Origin of the sequence: Streptomyces sp. B1866 (assembly GCF_031932565.1) — a bacterium.
GTDB lineage: Bacteria > Actinomycetota > Actinomycetes > Streptomycetales > Streptomycetaceae > Streptomyces.
The window spans coordinates 1-15,822 of the sequence record NZ_JAVSCF010000151.1 but is presented as its reverse complement, the minus strand read 5'-3'; the positions used below and the strand labels follow the sequence as shown (position 1 = coordinate 15,822).

General features: G+C 74.8%; 9 protein-coding genes and 1 pseudogene. 1 reads left to right on the top strand and 9 read right to left on the bottom strand.

Annotation, left to right across the window (positions count from 1 at the left end; all coding sequences use genetic code 11):
• Positions 1–63 precede the first annotated feature (63 nt).
• The 5 genes from RKE29_RS19390 to RKE29_RS19370 all read right to left on the bottom strand — a co-directional run bounded on the left by RKE29_RS19390 (position 64) and on the right by RKE29_RS19370 (position 9,364).
• The gene (locus RKE29_RS19390; protein ID WP_312006712.1) at positions 64–1,677 is read right to left on the bottom strand and encodes a cation acetate symporter; all 1,614 of its coding nucleotides are present in this window, start codon (positions 1,675–1,677) and stop codon (positions 64–66) included.
• Positions 1,674–2,234, bottom strand: coding sequence for a DUF485 domain-containing protein (locus RKE29_RS19385; protein WP_312006711.1), 561 nt, complete (start codon positions 2,232–2,234; stop codon positions 1,674–1,676). The genes RKE29_RS19390 and RKE29_RS19385 overlap by 4 nt, the downstream gene beginning before the upstream one ends.
• A gap of 157 nt (positions 2,235–2,391) precedes the next feature.
• Positions 2,392–4,599: a PQQ-binding-like beta-propeller repeat protein gene (locus RKE29_RS19380; RefSeq protein WP_312006710.1), complete on the bottom strand. Its 2,208-nt coding sequence runs from the start codon at positions 4,597–4,599 to the stop codon at positions 2,392–2,394.
• A gap of 2 nt (positions 4,600–4,601) precedes the next feature.
• A complete protein-coding gene (locus RKE29_RS19375; RefSeq protein WP_312006709.1) occupies positions 4,602–6,947 on the bottom strand; it encodes a PQQ-binding-like beta-propeller repeat protein in 2,346 nt (781 codons plus the stop codon).
• A 281-nt stretch (positions 6,948–7,228) separates the two neighbouring features.
• Positions 7,229–9,364: a DNA topoisomerase IV subunit B gene (locus RKE29_RS19370; protein ID WP_312006707.1), complete on the bottom strand. Its 2,136-nt coding sequence runs from the start codon at positions 9,362–9,364 to the stop codon at positions 7,229–7,231.
• 433 nt (positions 9,365–9,797) lie between these two features.
• Between RKE29_RS19370 and RKE29_RS19365 the strand changes: the two genes are divergently transcribed.
• Positions 9,798–10,028 carry a hypothetical protein gene (locus RKE29_RS19365; RefSeq protein WP_312006706.1) on the top strand — a complete coding sequence of 77 codons (231 nt, stop codon included), beginning with the start codon at positions 9,798–9,800 and terminating at the stop codon, positions 10,026–10,028.
• A 344-nt stretch (positions 10,029–10,372) separates the two neighbouring features.
• Here RKE29_RS19365 and RKE29_RS19360 read toward each other — a convergent pair whose 3' ends face one another.
• The 4 genes and pseudogenes from RKE29_RS19360 to RKE29_RS19345 form a co-directional block, all read right to left on the bottom strand.
• Positions 10,373–11,200 carry a serine protease gene (locus RKE29_RS19360; RefSeq protein ID WP_312006705.1) on the bottom strand — a complete coding sequence of 276 codons (828 nt, stop codon included), beginning with the start codon at positions 11,198–11,200 and terminating at the stop codon, positions 10,373–10,375.
• A 219-nt stretch (positions 11,201–11,419) separates the two neighbouring features.
• The gene (locus RKE29_RS19355; protein ID WP_312006703.1) at positions 11,420–12,991 is read right to left on the bottom strand and encodes an RNA polymerase sigma factor; all 1,572 of its coding nucleotides are present in this window, start codon (positions 12,989–12,991) and stop codon (positions 11,420–11,422) included.
• A gap of 418 nt (positions 12,992–13,409) precedes the next feature.
• Positions 13,410–14,360, bottom strand: coding sequence for a FadR/GntR family transcriptional regulator (locus tag RKE29_RS19350; protein WP_312006702.1), 951 nt, complete (start codon positions 14,358–14,360; stop codon positions 13,410–13,412).
• 383 nt (positions 14,361–14,743) lie between these two features.
• Positions 14,744–15,822 (bottom strand): annotated as a pseudogene (locus RKE29_RS19345) (ABC transporter); the annotation flags it as partial.

The window sequence follows — 15,822 nt, the reverse complement described above, 5'->3', positions numbered from 1 at the left end:
CGGCCTGCGGGCGCCGGGGTGCGCCCGCACGGCCCGTGGCCTGCCCCGGCCGGGGCGGCGGGCTCAGGCCGCGCCCGCGCCGGTGAGGGCCCGGACCTCGGCCTCCGCGTGCCGCGCGGCGTGCTCCCGCGCGCGGTCGGCGGACTCCCGCGAGGTGACCGAACCCAGCCAGCCCGCGAGGAAGCCGAGGGGGATGGAGACCAGGCCGGGGGTGCGCAGCGGGAAGAGGGCGAAGTCCGCGCCCGGGAACACCGCCTCGGGGCGGCCGGAGACCACCGGGGAGAGCACCACCAGCGCGAGGGCGGGCAGCAGCCCTCCGTACACCGCCCACAGCGCGCCGCGCGCCGTGAACCGCCGCCAGAACAGCGCGTACAGCAGCACCGGCAGGTTTGCGGAGGCGGCGACGGAGAAGGCGATCGCGACGAGCAGGGCGACGTTGAGGTCCTTGGCCAGCAGCCCGAGCACGATCGTCAGGCCGCCCACGGCGCACGCCGCGACGCGCGCGACGGCCACCTCGTCGCGGGGCGCGCGCCCGCGGGCCGCGCGGCGGCTGAGCGAGGCGTACAGGTCGTGGGCGGCCGACGCGGAGGACGCGAGGGTGATCCCGGCGACGACGGCGAGGATGGTGGAGAAGGCGACCGCGGCGACGGTCGCGAGCAGCACCGTGCCGCCGGTGGAGCCCGCGCCGCCGCCGAGGTCGATGGCCAGCAGCGGGACCGCGGTGTTCCCCGCCGCGTCCGAGGCCCGTACGGCGTCGCCGCCCAGGACGGCGGCCGCGCCGAAGCCGAGGACGACCGTCATCAGGTAGAAGCCGCCGATCAGGCCGATGGACCAGAGGGCCGAGCGGCGGGCGGCCGGGGCGGTGGGCACGGTGGAGAAGCGGGCGAGGATGTGCGGCAGCCCGGCCGTGCCGAGGACGAGCGCGAGGCCGACACCCACGAAGTCCAGCCGGGCGGCCCAGCCGTCGCCGTAGGTCAGCCCCGGCGCGAGGAAGTCCCCGCCGTGCCCGCTGCGCTCGGCGGCGCGGGTGAGCATGGCGTTCAGGTCGCCGTGGAAGCGCAGCAGCACCAGGGCGGTCAGCACGAACGCGCCGATCATCAGCAGGACCGCCTTGACGATCTGGATCCAGGTGGTGGCGCGCATGCCGCCGCAGGCCACGTAGACGACCGTCAGCGCGCCGACGCCGGTGATCGCCCAGATCCGGGCGTGCGCGCCGGTCTCGCCGAACAGGACGGCGACCAGGCTGCCCGCGCCGACCATCTGGGCGACGAGGTAGAGCACGGACACGGTCACCGACGAGGTGCCCACGGCGACGCGGACCGCGCTCCCGCGCATCCGCGCGGCGACGACGTCGGCGAGGGTGAAGCGGCCGCAGTTGCGCACCAGTTCGGCGACGAGCAGCAGCACCAGCAGCCAGGAGACGAAGAAGCCGACGCAGTAGAGCATCCCGTCGTAGCCGTACAGCGCGATGAGGCCGGAGATGCCGAGGAAGGACGCGGCGGACACGTAGTCGCCCGCGATGGCCAGGCCGTTCTCCAGCGGTGAGAACAGCCGCCCGCCGGCGTAGAACTCCTCCGGCGAGCCGCGGCGGCGGCTCGCCCACCGGGTGATGCCGAGCGTGACGGCGACGAAGGCGCCGAAGAGCAGGAGCGCCAGGCCCTCGTGGTTGCCGGTCACCGCGGAGGCTCCCGGATCAGCTCCTGGGCGACCCAGCGCAGCTCCAGCGCGGCGCGGTCCCGGCGCAGCCGTGCGTGGCGCGCGTAGGCCCAGGCCAGCAGGGTGGTGGTGGCGAACTGGGCGAGGCCGGTGAGCATCGCGACGTTCAGCGCGCCCGCGACCCGGCGGCCCATCAGCCCGGGAGCGAAGGCCGCCGCGGCCACGTACGCCCCGTACCAGGACAGGAAGGCGGCCGTGGCGGGCAGCACGAAGCGGCGGTGGCGCCGGCGCACCTCCTGGAAGGCGGGGTCGGCGTGCACCCGCAGGTAGACGTCGGCGGGGCCGGCGGCCGCGGGCTCCGGCGGGGCCGGGCCGTCCGCCGCGCCGTCCGCCCGGCCGCCGCCCGGCGCGGCCTGGGGGGCTGGTTCCGGCGGGGCGTCCGGTCCGGCGTACCGACCGGTCCCCGGCCCGGCGGCGGCCGGCCGCGGGCCCGCTGCGACGGCGAGGGCGCTCCCCCGCGCGTTCCGGGGGGCGCCGGGGCGGGTCGCCACGGCCTCGCGCCCGTTGTGCATGTCCACTCGGCTCTCCTTGGGCTCGCCGGCACGGGGCCGGCGCGTTCACCGCGTGCCCAAGGATGGGCGGAGCCCAGGGGCCGTGGAACCCAAATAAGGGACATTCACCCCAACAGGCGACGTACGCCGCCTGTGCTCCGCGCGGACCGGCTGTGGCCGACGGTCACGCGGTGGCCCGCGCGAAGGCCAGGAGGGTGGCGCCGTCCGAGACCCATGTGCGGGTGCCCGAGGTCGCCGCCGTCCAGGGGGCCGCAGGCGGAGCGTCACCCGCGTACGGGAGGCTCCAGACGCGCCGGCCGCCGGCGAGGGCGTGTCCGTACAGGCCGGGGCGGCTGCCGCCGGCGACGCCGAGCAGCACGAGACCGCCTGTGTCGCCGAGCACCTGGGTCAGGCCTCTGCCCAGGTCCGCCGTGCTCCACAGCCGGTGTCCGTCCCGCAGGCCGTACGCGGTCAGCGGGCCGTGCCCCGCGGTGATGTCCGTGCCGACCGGGGGCGCCACGGTGGTGAACAGCGTCGCGCCGACGGGTGTCAGCTGCTGGACGGCCGACGGGCGCGCCCGCCACAGGGTTCTGCCGGTGTCCGCGTCCACCGCCGCGAACGCGCCGTTCGCCAGGCTCTGCTGGAAGAGCAGCGTCCTGCCGTCCGGGGTGAGGGACGCCGTGGCCGCGAGCGATTCGCCGGTGATCCGGTCGCCGGGGTCGAGGCCGCTGGGGACCTTCCACAGCGGGCGGCCGTCGGACAGGCGCAGGCCGGTCAGCTCGGCCGTGTCGTGGAGCAGGGCGACAGCGAGGCGGCTGCCCGGCTCCCGGCCGATGGCGAAGACGTCCGTCGGGTAGCGCCACAGGTCCTCGCCGGAGCGCGCGTCCAGGGCGTGGACGGTGCGCCGGTAGTCCGCGCCGCCCTGGGGACGCGTCACGCACAGCAGCACGCTGCCGCGGGGGTGGACGGTGGTGCGTGGGGCGTCGCGGTGCCAGCGCGTCCTGCCGTCGCCGTCGAGGCCGTACAGGCCGCCGGTGCGCACCGACGTGACGTACGCCCAGCCGCCGGCCCCCGCCCGCACGGCCAGGTCCATGGCCTCGGGGCTGTCGTCGCCGGGCGGGGTGAAGCGCCAGCGCCGGGCGCCGGCGGCGAGATCGCGGGCGTGCACGGCGCCGTCCAGCTCGACGGTGTACACGGTGCGCCCGTCCGTCGCGGAGGCGGCAGTTCCGTACGGCTTGCTCTGCCACAGGACCGCGCCTGTGTCCGGGTCGAGGGCGGCGGCCCCCGCCGCGTTCCGATCGGAGAGCAGGAGCCGTCCGCCGGACGCGGTCCACACACGGGGGAAGTCCTCGGGGAGCCGCCTGCGCCACAGGAGGCGGGGCGGCTTCGGCCGGTTTCCGGACGCGTCGCCTCCGGTGACGTACCAGCCGGTGAGGGCCGCCGCCGCGAGGCCGCCGCCCGCCGCCGCCAGCACCCGGCGCCGCCCCCACCGGCGGGCCCGGGTGTGCGCCAGTGCCTCCCGCGCCGTCTCCTCGCGCCGCCGTACGTCCCGCTCCACGGGCTCGGGCAGCCAGCCGGAGCCCGGCAGTCCCGGCGCGCCGAACAGCGCCCCGAGCTGCGGCACGCGGGGGCGCTGCCACGGCTCCTTCACCAGGCACGCCGCGAGGGCTGCACGCAGGACAGGCGGTACGCCCTCCAGGTCCGGCTCCTCGTGCACGGTGCGGTACAGCACGACGTGCAGTCCGCTCGATCCGAACGCGCCGCGCCCGCCGGCGGCGAACGCGAGGGTGGCGCCGAGCGAGAAGACGTCCCCGGCCGCCGTGCAGGTGCGCCCGGAGATCTGCTCGGGCGGCATGTAACCGGCGGTGCCGAGCATCTGCCCCGTGCCCGTGAGCGCCGCCCCGTCCACGGCGCGTGCGATGCCGAAGTCGATGACCCGGGGGCCGTCGTCGGCCAGCAGGACGTTGGAGGGCTTCAGGTCGCGGTGCACCAGGCCCGCCGCGTGGATCGCGGCCAGCGCCTCGGCGAGCCCCGCGGCCAGCGAGCGCACCGTCTGCTCCGGCATCGCTCCGTGCGCGGCGACGGCGTCGCTCAGGGAGGGCGCGGGCAGGTAGGCGGTGGCCAGCCAGGGCCGGGCCGCATCGGGGTCGGCCGCCAGGACGGGCGCGGTGAAGGCGCCGCCGACCTTGAAGGCGGCCTCCGTCTCCGCGCGGAACCGCTCCCTGAAGCGCGGGTCCTGGGCGTAGCTCTCCCGTACGACCTTGACCGCCACCGGCCGCCCGGCCCGGGTCGCGGCGAGGTACACCCGGCCCATGCCGCCGGAGCCGAGCAGGCGGATCACGCGGTACGGGCCGACCGTCGCCGGGAGCGGCGCGGGGGACGGCGGGGCCACGGTCACCGGGCGTCGGCCCGGTACGCGCGGACCTGGCCGCCGCCGCTGACGAACACCGTGCCGCCGCGCACCGCCACGCTCCACGCGTCCAGCCCCCGGGAAGCTCCGCCCCCGATGACGGACGGCGACGGCGAGGCGCCGGGGCCCGGGCGGGGCTTCTGGCGCAGCGCCCACAGCTGCTTGCCGTCCGAGGTGCGCAGGACCAGGCAGCCGGCCGTACCGCCGGACATGGACGTGCCGCTCGCGTCCATCGTGAAGGTGTCGAACAGGACCGCGGTGGCCTCCCGCGACGCGGCGACGGTGCGGCCCACGAGGCTGTAGGTGGACAGCTGCACAGGGCTCGACACGCGCCACCTGACCGTGCCGGTGCGCAGGTCGACGGCGTAGACGCGGCTGAGGTCGTGGGTCAGCACCAGGTCGCCGACCACGACCGGGGCGGCCGCCGCGGTCATGGGCACCGACCAGCGGCGTTCCCCGCTCGCCGTGTCGTACGCGGTCATGCCGCCCTTGACGTTGACGGTGACGAGCAGGCCGCCGGCCACCGCCAGGGAGGAGACGAGCTGCCCGCCCTGCATGTAGCCGGGCAGGTGGCTGTCGGGGTCGGCGGGGACGTCGCGGGACCAGCGGGGCGTGCCCCGCGCGGCGTCCAGGGCGTGCACCGTCAGGCCGGAGTCGGTGTCCTCGGTGTAGTAGAAGCCGCGGCGGTCGGCGGCGTAGCGCGAGGTGGACAGGGAGTTGGGGACGATGGGCTTCTGCCAGCGGATGCCGCTCCTGCCGCCCCCGCCCAGGTCGATGGCGGCGGCGGTCTGGGTGACCTGGTAGTCCGGGGTGGCGCCGGGGGTAGGCGCGATGACGCTTCCCCGGGAGGTGCCGACCAGGCAGTAGACGGTGCTGCCGTAGTCGGCGAGGAGTCCGGAAGGGCTCACGTTGCCGGACAGCAGGGCGATCTTGGACCGTACGCGACCGGTGGCGGGGTCCACGTCCTCCAGCTCGTACCGCAGAGTGAAGGACCGGTCCATGCCCATGCGCCAGTCGATCACCCTGGTGTCGGTGACGCCGACGACGAGGGCCTTGGTGGTGAACGGGTCGTCGCCGCTCACCGGCCGCCCGTCGGCCCGGGTGCCGTGCCCCCAGCGGACCGCGCCGGACGCGGCGTCGAACGCCGCCGTGTACGCCGAGTCGCGCAGCACCACCACCGAGCCGACGGCCCGCAGGTCGGGTATCGCGGAGGTGGCGGGGCCCGGCACCGCCCACAGCGGTGCGGGCGGGTCGGTGAGCCGGACCGTCGGCACGTTCGTGCCGAGCGGCTTGCCGCTGTCGGGATTCTTCGTGCCGCCCCCGTCGCCGCCTCCGCCCCTGAGCGCCACGGCCACGCCCCCCGCCGCGAGCGCGCCCACCACCGACAGCCCGCCGATCAGCGCCTTGCGGCGGCTGAGCCGTGGCTCCTTGCCGCCCGGCGCCCGCCCGGGCGGCGGCGGGGCGACGGCCATCAGCTCCGCGTCGCGGGCCCGCGCCGCAAGGTCCTCCCGCAGCGCCGGGAGCAGCAGGGCCTCCGGGTCTGCGGGAGAGAGCCCGGCCAGGACCTCCTCCAGGGCGGGACGCCGGGCCGGGGTCTTGTCCAGGCAGTGCTGGAGCAGCGGGTGCAGGGCGACGGGCACGCCGGACAGGTCGGGCTCGGCCGTCACGATCCGGTGCGGTACTCCCTCGTCGCCGGGCCCGAACGGGCCCTCTCCGCACGCCGCGTACACGATCAGCCCGGCCAGCGCGAAGACGTCCCCCTCCGGGCCGACGTCGTGGGAGGAGGCGACCTGCTCGGGCGCCATGAACGCGGGTGAGCCGAGCACGGTGCCGGTGCCCGTCAGACGGGTCTCGCCGAGGGCCTTGCTGATGCCGAAGTCGATCACGCGCGGGCCGTCGGCAGCGAGCAGCACGTTGCCGGGCTTGAGGTCGCGGTGCACGAGCCCGGCGGCGTGAACGGCCTGGAGCGCCTCGGCCAGCCCGGTCCCGAGCGCACGCAGTGCGGACTCCTGGAAGGAGCCGCAGAGGCGTACCGCCTGGTCGAGGGTCGGCCCGGGGACGTACGCCGAAGCCACCCACGGCCGGTGCGCGTCGGTGTCGGCGTCCACCACGGGCACCGTGTACACGCCGCTGACCCGCCGCGCGGCAGCCACCTCCCGGCGGAAGCGGCTGCGGAACGCGGGATCGTCGGCATACTCCTCCCGCACCTGCTTGACCGCCACCAGCCGTCCCGAGGCGGTCCGGCACAGGGACACCAGGCCCATCCCGCCGCCGCCGAGCGGTCGCATCACCACGTACGGGCCGATGGTGGCGGGCAGCACGACGGTCACGTCCTCGGGCCCCGGCCCCTCGGGTGGGCCTGGCCTCCGCCGTCCCACGCTTTCCATGCCTGACCTGCCCCCCGTGCCCCGGAACGCGCTTCGGTCCCACGCTGTCTTCTGGCGGCAGGGGAGACGTCCCGCCCCCGCCTGCCGGTTCTCCGTCGCGGGAGCCACCGTGGCACGGCGGACCGCCCGAGGGAACCCCGGACGCCGCGCCGCTCCCCGCGGCTCGTCCCGAAAGGGCGCTCCGGGCGGGCTCCCCCCTCGCGGCCCGTTCGCTGCGCCGCGGGTCAGACGTCGATCCTGGCCCGGTCCAGGGTCGAGGCGGAGTTGGTGATGAATTCCTTGCGCGGCGCGACCTCGTTGCCCATCAGCAGCTCGAACGCCCGCTCGGCCGTCTCCAGGTCGCCGATGTTGATGCGCCGCAGGGTCCGGTGGCGCGGGTCCATCGTGGTCTCGGCGAGCTGGTCGGCGTCCATCTCTCCGAGGCCCTTGTAGCGCTGGATGCCGTCCTTGTAGCGCACGCCGGTGCGCTGGAGCTCCAGCAGGGTGTCCTGCAGCTCGCTGTCGGAGTAGGTGTACAGGTACTTGCCCTGGCCCTTGCGCGGGTTGACCAGCTCGACCCGGTGCAGCGGCGGCACGGCCGAGAAGACCCGGCCCTGCTCCACCATCGGCCGCATGTAGCGCTGGAACAGGGTGAGCAGCAGGCAGCGGATGTGCGCGCCGTCGACGTCGGCGTCGGCCAGGAAGATCACCTTGCCGTAGCGGGCCTGGTCGATGTCGAAGGTGCGCCCGGACCCGGCTCCTATCACCTGGATGATCGCGCCGCACTCGGCGTTCTTGAGCATGTCGGAGACCGAGGACTTCTGCACGTTCAGGATCTTGCCGCGGATCGGCAGCAGGGCCTGGAATTCGGAGTTCCGCGCGAGCTTGGCGGTGCCGAGCGCGGAGTCCCCCTCCACGATGAACAGCTCGCTGCGGTCGACGTCGTCGCTGCGGCAGTCGGCCAGCTTGGCCGGCAGCGAGGAGGTCTCCAGGGCCGTCTTGCGGCGCTGCGCCTCCTTGTGCTGGCGGGCCGCGATGCGCGTGCGGGCCGCGGCGACGACCTTCTCCAGCACGGCGCGGGCCTGCTGCTTGGTGTCCCGCTTGGCGGAGGTCAGGAAGGCCTTCAGCTCCTTGGAGAGCACCGCCGCCACGATCCGGGAGGCGGCCGAGGTGCCGAGCACCTCCTTGGTCTGGCCCTCGAACTGCGGCTCGGCGAGCCGCACGGTGACCACCGCGGTCAGGCCCTCCATGGCGTCGTCCTTGACGACGTCGTCCTCGGCCACGCGCAGCAGCTTGGCGGCGCGCAGGGCCTCGTTGAGCGTGCGGGTGACCGCGCGCTCGAAGCCGGCCACGTGGGTGCCGCCCTTGGGGGTGGCGATGATGTTGACGAACGACCTGACGGTGGTGTCGTACCCGGTGCCCCAGCGCAGCGCGATGTCGACGCCGAGCTCGCGCGTGACCTCGGTGGGCGTCATGTGGCCGCGGTCGTCCAGGACGGGCACGGTCTCCTTGAAGGTGCCCTGGCCGGTCAGCCGCAGCACGTCGCACACGGCCTTGTCCGGCGCCAGGTACTCGCAGAACTCGCTGATGCCGCCGTCGTACCGGAAGACCTCCTCGGTGCTCCCGCCCTCCTCGCCGCCCGGCCGGTCCAGCTGCCGCTCGTCGCGCACGACCAGGGTGAGCCCCGGCACCAGGAACGCCGTCTGGCGCGCGCGGGCGTACAGCGTCTCCAGGGAGAGCCTGGCGTCCTTGAGGAAGATCTGCCGGTCGGCCCAGTAGCGGACGCGGGTGCCGGTGCGGCTCTTCGGGACGCGCTTGCTCTTGAGCAGGCCGCTGGACGGGTCGAAGGGGGCCTCGGGGCCGGACTCGGTGAAGATGCCGGGCACGCCGCGCCGGAAGCTGATCGAGTGGGTGGCGCCGTCCCGGTCGACCTCCACGTCGAGCCGGGCGGACAGCGCGTTCACCACGGACGCGCCCACGCCGTGCAGGCCGCCGGAGGCCGCGTACGACCCGCCGCCGAACTTGCCGCCCGCGTGCAGCTTGGTCATCACCACCTCGACGCCGGACAGGCCGGTCTTCGGCTCGACGTCCACCGGGATGCCCCGGCCGTCGTCCCGCACCTCCACCGAGCCGTCGTCGTGCAGAATCACCTCGATGCGGTCGCAGAAGCCGCCCAGGGCCTCGTCGACGGCGTTGTCGATGATCTCCCAGAGGCAGTGCATGAGGCCGCGGCTGTCGGTGGAGCCGATGTACATGCCGGGGCGCTTGCGCACCGCCTCCAGCCCTTCGAGGACCAGGAGGTGCCGCGCGGTGTAGTTGGAGCCGCTGCGGTCGGCTCCGGACAGCAACGCGGTGGACGGCACGGACGTCTCGGCGGTCACGCGGGTTCGCTCCTCGCTGAATTCTGGCGGGCCCGGCTGGGGGCGCGGTGGTGGCTTCGGCAACCGGACAGAGCGTACCGAGGCTTGATAGAGCGGTTGTGCCGCCACCCAGGGGCACGACCATGCTAGTCGACGTTCGCTCGTACGTTCGATCCCTCGTTGGGGTGACGTGCACATCACGTTCCCTTTCAGGCATGAACCATTTAGGCTCCGGGCACGTCCTCATGAACAACCGGCAACCCGAACCGGAGGACACGACAGACCAAGCGACGCGAATCCGTAGCAACGAGGCAATACGGCACATTCGCCGCCAACCGGCACCATCCAGCCGAGCCAGAAGGATTTTCAAGAAAGAGCCACCATCGGGAACGTTTCCGGCCCGGTTGGATGTTGACCCTGGTACGCCAGCTCGTCGAGCTAGAGAAGAGGCGACGTGACTACTGTTCTGACCCCCGCGAGCCCGTTGACGGCCGCCGATCGCTGCGACCGCTGCGGCGCCCAGGCATACCTGCGCGTCGTCTTGGCGACCGGCGGTGAGCTGCTCTTCTGCGCCCATCACGGACGTAAGTTCGAGCCGGAGCTCAAGAAGATCGCAGCCGAGATACAGGACGAGACGGAGCGACTGACCGCCGTTCCGGCGTCCGCACCCGAAGGCGAGCGCTGACACCTCTCATCCACGACGACGAGCGGAGCCGGCCCAGGGCCGGTGCCGACGGGCGGCCTACCCGGCGACGGGGCGGCCGCCCGTTGCCGTCGCGGCGCCGCACCGGCTGCCGCCGGGCCCGCGCGGCCACCGGGCCGTCGGCGCCGCCTCCGGCCCGCGGCGGCGCTCGCGGCGTACGCCGCCGTCAGCGGCGGTGGGCGCCGACCAGCGTCTCCACCNACCCGGCGACGGGGCGGCCGCCCGTTGCCGTCGCGGCGCCGCACCGGCTGCCGCCGGGCCCGCGCGGCCACCGGGCCGTCGGCGCCGCCTCCGGCCCGCGGCGGCGCTCGCGGCGTACGCCGCCGTCAGCGGCGGTGGGCGCCGACCAGCGTCTCCACCGCCGACACGCGCGTGTAGACGCCCGGCCTGCCGGGCGTGCCGCAGCCGCTCCCCCACGACACCAGGCCCACCAGCCGCCCGCGCGCCACCAGCGGCCCGCCGCTGTCGCCCTGGCAGGCGTCCCGCCCGCCGCCCGGCAGCCCCGCGCACACCATGGACGCGGCATGGTAGGACGTGCCCGACTCTCCCGGGTAGGCGCGTTCGCACACCGAGTCCGGCAGCACCCGCACGTCCGCGGCCCGCAGCGCGGGCGCGTAGGCGCTGGCCCCGCTGGTGTCCCCCCAGCCGTACACCTGCGCGCGCGTGCCCGACTCGTACGCCGAGTCCCCCCGCGGCGCCATGGGCACACCCTGGCCCTTCGGCAGCGGCCGGCTCAGGGTGAGTACGGCGACGTCCCCGGCCTTGCGCGACGAGTCGTAGCCCGGGTTCACCCACACGCGCCGCAGCGGCACCTCCTGGCCGTCGTCTCCCCGCAGGTCGTCCCGGCCCGCGATGACCCGCAGGTCGTCCACCGAGCGCCAGTCGGTGCCCAGCACGGCGCGGCTGAGGCAGTGGGCCGCCGTGAGGACCGTCGTGGGGCCGACCACGGCGCCGCCGCAGAACTGCCCGGCGCGGTCGTCGCCGAACCGCTCCCGGCTGGCCAGCGCCACCGCCCAGGGGGCGTCAGCGGTACGGACCGGCCGGCCGCCGACCACGGCCCCCGCCGCCGCGGCGGGCGCGGCGGCGGGTCCGGCGAACGGCAGGACGAGAGCGGCGACGATCGGGGCGACGAACGCGGGGAGCGGCGGGCGCATGCAGCCTCCTGACTGTACGGAGCGTACCGCACACCCAGCGTCACCCATCCGCGTCCGCACCGCATCCCCGGAGGGGGCGGGCGGGTGAACGGGCGGACGGGTGATCGGACAGCGGCGGGCCAAGGCGGAGACGGTGAGGCCCGGGGACCCTTCGCAGGGTCCCCGGGCCTCACCGCCGGTCACGTCCGGACGCTCCGCGCCCTCGGGCGCGTGGGACGGTCAGTCGAGGTAGTCCCGCAGCACCTGGGAGCGGGACGGGTGGCGCAGCTTCGACATGGTCTTCGACTCGATCTGGCGGATACGCTCACGCGTCACCCCGTAGACCTTGCCGATCTCGTCGAGCGTCTTCGGCTGCCCGTCGGTGAGGCCGAAGCGCATGGACACCACGCCCGCCTCGCGCTCGCTGAGCGTGTCGAGGACGGAGTGCAGCTGCTCCTGCAGCAGCGTGAAGCTGACCGCGTCGGCCGGGACGACCGCCTCGGAGTCCTCGATCAGGTCGCCGAACTCGCTGTCGCCGTCCTCGCCCAGCGGGGTGTGCAGGGAGATCGGCTCGCGGCCGTACTTCTGGACCTCGATGACCTTCTCCGGGGTCATGTCGAGCTCCTTGGCCAGCTCCTCCGGAGTGGGCTCGCGGCCGAGGTCCTGGAGCATCTGGCGCTGGACGCGCGCGAGCTTGTTGATCACCTCGACCATGTGCACCGGGATGCGGATCGTACGGGCCTGGTCGGCCATCGCCCGGGTGATCGCCTGCCGGATCCACCAGGTGGCGTACGTGGAGAACTTGTACCCCTTGGTGTAGTCGAACTTCTCCACCGCGCGGATCAGGCCGAGATTGCCCTCCTGGATCAGGTCGAGGAAGAGCATGCCGCGGCCGGTGTACCGCTTGGCCAGGGAGACCACCAGGCGGAGGTTGGCCTCCAGGAGGTGGTTCTTGGCGCGCCGGCCGTCCTCGGCGATGATCTCCAGCTCGCGCTTGAGCTTGGGGGCGAGCTTGTCGGACCCGGCCAGCTTGTCCTCGGCGAACAGGCCCGCCTCGATGCGCTTGGCCAGCTCGACCTCCTGCTCGGCGTTGAGCAGCGGGACCTTGCCGATCTGCTTGAGGTAGTCCTTGACGGGGTCGGCCGTGGCACCGGCCGCGGCCACCTGCTGGGCAGGAGCGTCGTCCTCGTCCTCGTCGGACAGCACGAACCCCTGGCTCTCGGGCTCGCCCTCGGCGCCCTCCACACCGGGCTTGCCGACGACGTCCTCCGCCACGTCCTCGACGTCGAGCAGCTCCTCGGCGTCCTTCTTGGCCGCGGTCTTCTTCGCCGGGGCGGCCTTCTTGGCGGCGGCGGTCTTCTTCGCCGCCGCCGTCGTCTTCTTGGCCGCGGCCTTCTTCGCGGACGCCTTCTTGGCGGGCGCCGCGGCGGCCTCGTCGGCCACGCCGTCCGCCACCTCGGCCACGGGGGCGGCCGGAGCCGCCGGGGCCTTCTTCGCCGGGGCGGCCGGCTTGGCCGCGACCGTCTTGGTGGCGGTGCGCTTGGCCGGAGTCTTCGCCGCGACGCTCTTACGGGTGCGCTTGGGCGCCTCTGCCGCACTGACCATCAGCGTCACACCCTCCTCGTCGAGGACCTGGTTGAGGCTGCGCAGAACGTTCTTCCACTGGGTTGGCGGAATCTGGTCAGCTTCGAAGGCCCGACGCACGTCATCGCCGGCGATCTGCCCCTCAGCCTTTCCCCGCTCGATGAGCGCCATGACAGACTCGGACTCGGCGATCTCCGGGGGGAGCGTACGGGATGTGCTGGCCGACACGAACAACCTCTCGGAACGATGGAAACGGCTTCCGGCACGGCCCCGGAAGGGACCGGAACCGACGACCGCCGGCAGGGATGGACCGACGGCGCGGGTGGGGAGGCGCGGGGGAGCTACAGCGTCGCGGACGACCTCCGTATTCCCTTCGCGGCTACCACCTCTTTAATCATCGCGCTGCCCTAAGGAGCGTTACGCCCAATCCTCGTGGCCCGAGTCACACCACATAGGGGCGATAAACCCGCAGAAGCGGACAGATTGCTCCATGCTGGTCGACCCGTGCCGGGCGGGCGCACCGCGCGGCACGCCGGGTCAGCCCGCTGACCAGGCGGAACTCCCCTGGCCACCAGGGCGCGCGCCGCGCCGCCGAACCCGCGGACGGGATCCGGCGACGCCGCTTGCCGTACGCCGTACGGTCCGGTCAGTGCTCGCGCGGCGCGGGCACGCCGACCTCGGGGTGGTCGAGGTCGGGATGGACGGCGAGCAGTTGGCGCATCGCGGCCTCGGCCCCAGCGGCGTCGCCCGTGCCGATCGCCTCGACGATCCGGTGGTGGTGGCCGACACCGGCCTCGGTCAGCCGGTCGCAGCCGGTGACCGGGGCGCCGGAGACGTGCAGGGCGGCGGCGACGATCCCGGCCAGGTGCTCCAGCATGCGGTTGCCCCCGATCTGGAGCAGCAGCGCGTGGAACTCGGCGTCGGCGCGGGAGAAGGTGAGGGTGTCGCCCTGCGCCAGTGCGTGGCCCATGATCTCGGCCATGTCGGCGAGCCGCTGCTGCACGTCCTCGCGGCCGTGGCCCGCGGCGAGCCGGGCGGCCAGCGGCTCGATGATCCAGCGCAGCTCGCACAGCTCGCGGCGCTGGTCGTCGCGCTGGGGGCCGAACGCCCGCCACTCGATGATGTCGGGGTCGAGGAGGTTCCAGTCGCTGACGGGTCGGACCCGGGTGCCGACGTTGGGCCGGGCGCTGACCAGGCCCTTGGCCTCCAGCACGCGCAGCGACTCGCGGACGACGGTGCGGGAGACCTCGAACCGCTGGCCGATCTCCTCCGGGACGAGGGGCCGGTCGGCGCCCAGGTCCCCGGAAACGATCATCTGGCCGAGCTGCTGGACCAGTTGGCCGTGCAGGCCGCGGCCGCGGTTGCCGGCCGCGCGCCGGCCCACGCGGCCGATCTCCGCGTCGGAGCCCTCCCAGGAGTGGGCGCCGCCGCGCTCAGCGCCGGGGACGTCGGTGTAGGGGTAACGGTCGAGCTCGCCCGGACCGGCGAGGCCGGAGTCGGCGGGGCGAGCCGCGGTCATCGTGGTGTGCGCAAGGGTACTCACGCATCCTTTGTCGGCGACGCCCCGAAGACCCTTGAGGTCTTTGGTGAAAAGCACACGAAAGGGTGATCGACCATTACCCTACAATTGACGCCTCAACGGGACAGAAGTAGTGACATCACGGGGGATCGAGTAGCCGAACGCGCGGGGTGCCGTGGACTGCCGCGCACGCCCCGGCGGATGACCGGCGCGCGGCGGGGTGCAACGGCGGCGCGGGCCGGGACACGGCCGCCGACGGCGCCCCCCGGCAGCCACCGGGTGCGGGACCGCGGGAGGCCGGGTCGCGGGACGCGGTGCGACCGGGTGGCGATGCCGGGAAGCACGGCGGTCTCGCGGAAGGACGGGGATCTCCGGGAGCACGGCGGTTCTCGGACGCGTGGCGGTTCCCGGGAGCACGGCCGTCGCCGCGGGCCCGGTGACCCGCCGGTGCGCGGGCCCGGTCACTGCCGCGCCCTGCCGCGCCGCCCGGCCCGCCCGGCGATCGCGTACGCGCAGACCAGGCCGACGAGCGACAGCACCATGGCCTGGCCGACGGGCGGGGAGACGAAGCGCAGCAGCACCGAGGCCGTCCGCTCCAGCAGGAACGGCAGCCGGTCCAGTTCGTGTGCGCGCAGCCGGTGCGGCAGCGTCGCCAGCGACCGCAGGGACGGCTCGCTCATCGCCCGCTCCACGACCGGTACGGCGGCGAGCGGAACCGCGAAGACGGCGGTGAGCCCGAAGGCGGTGGACCGGAAGACGCCCGCGCCCAGCAGCCCGGCCCACGAGCAGCCCAGAGCCAGCGCGCACACGTTCGCCGTCAGCGGGGGCCAGTCGCCGGGCGTCGGCACGGACTCGCCGCCGAAGAGCAGCAGCAGCCCGGCGCCGTCGAGGGCCAGGACGGCGAGCGTGAGCAGCACCGCGGCCACCCCGCAGACCGCCATCTTGGCGACGAGCAGGGTGGGGCAGCGCGGCACCGTGTCCCGGTCCGGGGCCAGCGCCGGGTAGCGGAACTCCTCGCCGAAGGCGAGGGCCCCGAGCAGCCCGGAGGCCACCGCGACCGGAGGCAGCGGCAGGTCGGCGGGCCAGCCCGTGAGCTGGTAGAGATCCCCGGCGCCGCCGGTACGGGCCAGCAGCACGGCCAGCAGGAACGAGCCCGCCAGGCCGGCGGCGACGATCAGCCAGCCGGTCCGCACGCTGGTGGCCCGGCGCAGCTCGTAGCGCAGCGGCCAGGCCGGACCGGGCGGCGGGAGCTCGGGGAGCACCGGGCCCCAGCCGGACGGGCGGGCCGCCTCCGGGTCGGCCTCCGGGTGGCCGTCCGCCCGGCCGGCCGCCCGGCCGGTGTCGGCGGAACCGGGGGCCGGCCGCTCGGCCGGGGGCGGCCCCGCGGCCTCGTCGGCGAGCCGGTGCACGGCGATGCCGTGGCGGTGGGCCAGCTCCCCGACGGCGGCGCAGGCCATGCCGTAGACCAGGAGCCGGTCGTCGCCGTCGCGGACCACCCGCACGCCGCCCGCGGCCGACCGGGCGGCGCCGCGCGGGGGCA